Source organism: Candidatus Kapaibacterium thiocyanatum (genome assembly GCA_001899175.1).
Classification (GTDB): domain Bacteria; phylum Bacteroidota; class Ignavibacteria; order Kapaibacteriales; family Kapaibacteriaceae; genus Kapaibacterium; species Kapaibacterium thiocyanatum.
The window spans coordinates 1-4029 of the sequence record MKVH01000026.1 but is presented as its reverse complement, the minus strand read 5'-3'; the positions used below and the strand labels follow the sequence as shown (position 1 = coordinate 4029).

General features: G+C 50.4%; 3 protein-coding genes and 1 pseudogene. 1 reads left to right on the top strand and 3 read right to left on the bottom strand.

Translation table 11 applies throughout. From position 1 onward, the window contains the following. Nucleotides 1-88: 88 nt before the first annotated feature. Together BGO89_06240 and BGO89_06235 are read right to left on the bottom strand one after the other, a co-directional pair. Nucleotides 89-940 (bottom strand): hypothetical protein, encoded by an 852-nt coding sequence (locus tag BGO89_06240; GenBank protein OJX56108.1) that lies wholly within the window; start codon nt 938-940, stop codon nt 89-91. A gap of 70 nt (nt 941-1010) precedes the next feature. Then, the gene (locus BGO89_06235) at nt 1011-1193 is read right to left on the bottom strand and encodes a hypothetical protein (GenBank protein ID OJX56107.1); all 183 of its coding nucleotides are present in this window, start codon (nt 1191-1193) and stop codon (nt 1011-1013) included. Between the two features lie 80 nt (nt 1194-1273). On the opposite strand from BGO89_06235, the gene BGO89_06230 reads away from it, so the two are divergent. Then, a complete protein-coding gene (locus BGO89_06230; GenBank protein OJX56106.1) occupies nt 1274-1771 on the top strand; it encodes a hypothetical protein in 498 nt (165 codons plus the stop codon). 400 nt (nt 1772-2171) lie between these two features. Here the strand turns inward: BGO89_06230 and BGO89_06225 are convergent. Further along, nucleotides 2172-4029 (bottom strand): annotated as a pseudogene (locus BGO89_06225) (hypothetical protein).

Sequence of the window (4029 nt, the reverse complement as noted above, 5' to 3'; positions counted from 1 at the left end):
TGGATCCCGTCCTGGAACAGACGCGAGATCTCGATCTTCAGACGCTCCAGTTCCGCCGTGTCGCAGGGAGAATACCGATGGTACGATACTACAACTTCAGAATACGATCAAGGTCGTCCTTGGACATCACTTTGGATAGCTGCATTCCTTTACTACGTTCAAACTCTCGAACCTTACTTAACCTCAGCCCAAGGACTTGCAACAAACGGAACTTAGCATATCGAATCAATGGCAATGGTTTTGGCCCCATTAATGTACTATTCATACGAATGAATAGCTTGTCATACACTGAGTATAATAATAGGGCGTATAAATATGGTGCTATTAGTACAGACAGTAATGGTTCAAGAAAGAAAGCTCGGATCGTCCGTTCATTCCATATTCTCTCGCAGTCAGCAACGAACCCGAATACGATATGAACAAAAACAACAATCACAAGAACTAGTTGGATCGCAACAATGAGTGAATGCTCCCGCTTCCTCTTCTCATCCGTACGTGTAACTACTTCACCTACAGTAAGAAACAACATTACCAATACAAACCAAAGTTCAGTTACTAGACTGAATGTGTATTCGCTAGATAGGAGCTCTAAAAGAGTCCACCCTTCCGTATAGGTCATCAGGAAGCTGCTAATAGGCTTAGCCTCTTTACTGTTAATCATCGTGAAGATGGATACGAATCCTGTGAAAATAAACCATAGGATTGTTTCTTTCAGAAGATCCAACCTCCAGCACCCGAGTCTATCCAACAGGAGAACACTTCCCACCACGTACACTGCAAGAACAGTAACAACCAACAGGATCTTGAAATGAAAGAAGGCCGTGATAATATCGAACAACGACCTTCGCAGTTTACTGTTAAACAGAACACCGAGTATTGCGATCAGGATGTATATCCCAACTGCAATCTCTCTACTTGAGAAGATTTGTGTAAAAGGCATTGTGCATACTGCTATGTGACGTTGGAACATGTGAGGGCTATTGTACACAAAGCTTTATTGTCGCTGAGTGTTACTTCCTACTCTCATACTCCGATGCCGCCCACAGGATTTTGGCGAAAGATTGCCAACTGTTTCCTGTCTTGTCTGCATCAGACGTATCGTACTCAGCTATCCAGCCTGCAATACTATTGAAGTATCGATCGACGGTCCGGTTCGTCCATTCGTCTTTGTTCTGGACATAGTCATTACGCAATACCTAGATGAAGGCGATGAAGCTCTCCTTCGAATCGACGTTCCGGACTTCGTCTTCAAGACTCATACCTTATATCCTCGATGATGTATGAAGGCGTCGAGCATGCGCTCCACTTTCCGCATCTGCGTCTTCGTGATGTGACCTTCATCATACTGTTTCATATACATGTACTCGATACAATAGTGTTCATCACGGCCGACGATACGACTGCGCTCCAATGCACGAGCGACATGATCACGGCGTTCTGCAAGACATTCATCCTCCGCCTTCGTCCAGAAGAACTCGATGTCTGGTTCTCCATACATGCAATAGTAATGTCTCAGCAGTTCACGCTGTACGGCATTGAGTACCCGCAGATTCCGCATTTCGGGTGGCGCTTGGAGAACCCGTTGGCGCAGCCCATGCAATTCACCTCGGCGCACGTCCTGATATCCATCATAGCAGTTGGTGATGTAGTCGCACGACTCCACAGCGATATCGATCATTCGGAGAAGATTGACCGCCGCATCATCATAGTTCCGACGTTTGGGGCGTGGATGTCGAACAGAAGACATCAGAACTATGCTCAAGGTGAATGATCAGACAGATGATAGGCGATGTTGTGTAGCCAGAATATGTCAACATCGTTACGGGCTGGAAAACCACCAACACCGATATCAACACATTGGAACACTGCCCTACCTCAGGGAATGACCGCCTCATCTCCATACTTTGTTTTTGCTTCGCTACGAGATATGTGAATCAAGGCTTGGGGCCCCCCACCATGCATACCACTATTCGGATAGGTTAGCTCCCAATACCTTCCATCCTCTGGATCTTGAAATAGTGTTTCCCACGCACCTAGGGTCTTGCTGTATGCAATCCTATGCAAATAGGAACTTGTTAACCATTGAATCCTGTCACACACACTATCACCACGAACCTGGCCATTTTCTGTTATCCATTGGCCGACAAGTTCCGTTTCTTCAGGGGTTAGTTTCATCTTTTCTTTCCTTGTTTGCCAGAACGGACGACTCGGACCCTTGCTCCACTTGGGATAGGGCCATTGGGAATGACAAACTCCGGCGCTAAACCTTCTGTTAGCCCTCCACCAACGAACCCTTCATTCGATCGCAAGATTGGTGAAGCTAATCCATGGGTCGGTGCTGGAAACTCAATAATAGTAAAAACATCCGATGGGCGTATTGCCAAGGCTCTCGATATCTCCGCCGGATTCATTCCTTTTATGGCAGCAGCATCTGTCACAAAGACATCCACAGCATCCGGAAGTCCTAGTTTCGGGAATGGACCTTCTCCTGCAATTACGCGTGCCATTGTTGAAGGTATAGGATTGGCAATAGTCTCAGCAGCTTCAATAGCACCCGCAGCTTTTCCCATCCGTCCGGCGTTGGCCATCTTCGAGGCGCCGACTGGTAGAAGAACACCAATACCAATGGTCGTTCCTGTCTCCACTCCTTGCGGTGATGTCCAGAAGTTCCATGAGTTGTCGAATTGCTGGTCTATTGGCACTTGCGTCAGGTATTGCCACTGTTTTGATCCGAACTCCTTCACTTCGTCCAGTTTCTTCGCAGCATCATTGACGACCGTACCACCGGTTACCGATGCGAGTACGTCCACTTCGGTATTAACAAGGTGTGGTACGGTATTGGCTGCATTGACAACACCGTTCAATACGGCTTTACTATAGCTCCCTTCGGTATTGTCGACCTTCGGTATATCCGGTATCCGTGGTGCCAGATTCCTGAAGTATTGTCCCAGTGCTTCCATGAGGTTCATCTGCGGTAGCGGCGCCATCTGCGGCGCTCTGGCATTGGCAGCCTGCGAGCTACCTGTCGTTGCCATCGTCTGCGTTACACTACTGCTCGTCGTACCTCCACCGCCACCTGTCTCTCCGGAGTAAGCACGATCGGCATATCCGCCACCACCGGTGGGTTCAAGACCGAGCGGGTCCGTCATCATCGTCGGCAGTGACCCCATGCCTTCGTACGGTGTGGCCCACGACCTCATGACGGGATCCTGCCTGCTCCACCTGCCAAGCCCACCCTCGTACGGCCGGAACAGCGTACCGTAGTCGTTCACCCATCCGCCCTCGATCTGCTTGCGCATGCCGTGGTAGGCATAGCCGTACAGGTTCGTGAGCGCGGTCACTGCACGGTTGGGTCTTTCTTGACCATAGGGGTCGTAGTCTCTGACTTCCACTTCTTCGGCATTGAAGCGGCCACTGCCATCCGGGATCTTGATGTCGGTCACGAGGCCACGGACACTGCCGAGGTGATCGTTCAGCTCGTAGAGCTTACTGCCGATGATGCGATAGTGGATGTCACCACTGCTTGCACTTCCTGTGGTTCTGTCGACACCGACACGGCCGATACCATAGAGCGTCCACTCCTGTATGGCCGGGGTGTTGCTGCCGGTTCTGGTGTAGAGCGCTTCATCCATGGACGTACCATGAATGCGGTACCACGTCTTGTCGTCCGTACTCGAGCGGGTTCTTACGATACGGCCGAAGGCGTCATACGCATGCGTGAGAACCGTCGATGACGTGGTCACACGTTTGACATCGCCGTCCGATCTCCATTCCGTCGTCCGCGCTTCGTTCATGCCGATGTTCTGCGTCTGCTGACCCTTGGCATCGGTCGCTGTCTGACCCGTCGTCTGGTTCTTCACGTCCGCAGTGTAGCCCGCGATACCGGTTGCCGCTTCGCTTACCACGTCCACGACGTTGCTGGTGGTACTGTTCATCGATATGGTCACATCGTCGAGCAGGACCGATGTCACCGGATCGGTCATGGCCCTTCTCGTGAAGCGCCGCATGGTTCCGTTCTGGTCGTAGACG

Excerpts from the sequence above, each read along its gene's own strand:
- BGO89_06230 (OJX56106.1), top strand. The coding sequence starts at position 1,274 with ATGATGTATGAAGGCGTCGAGCATGCGCTCCACTTTCCGCATCTGCGT.
- BGO89_06240 (OJX56108.1), bottom strand. The coding sequence starts at position 940 with ATGCCTTTTACACAAATCTTCTCAAGTAGAGAGATTGCAGTTGGGATA.